1 protein-coding gene is annotated in these 228 nt (G+C 42.1%); it reads right to left on the reverse strand.

Annotated elements, in window-relative coordinates; translation table 11 throughout:
* Positions 1-228 (reverse strand): hypothetical protein (locus tag Q4528_RS16785; protein ID WP_303522955.1); only part of this gene is annotated, 228 nt, incomplete at both ends.

Raw genomic sequence — 228 nt, forward strand, 5'->3', positions numbered from 1 at the left:
GCCCCATGGAGACGAAACCCCTCTATCAACTTATCAATTGCATCTTCTGGAAAATACCTCGCACCTAACTTAGTTGTTGGCGGTGTAAATTTTGGCTGAATATTAGGTACTGAAGCCACTTGAGCAGGACTTGGTACTTTCATTATATGGCTGAGAAATGCACGATTTTTTTTATGGTGATAGGCAGCGTAGGCCAGGTATTTTTCAGCTAATGTTGCCTCACGATAT

The organism is Staphylococcus pasteuri (genome assembly GCF_030547725.1).
In the GTDB taxonomy this organism is placed as follows: Bacteria; Bacillota; Bacilli; order Staphylococcales; family Staphylococcaceae; genus Staphylococcus; species Staphylococcus pasteuri.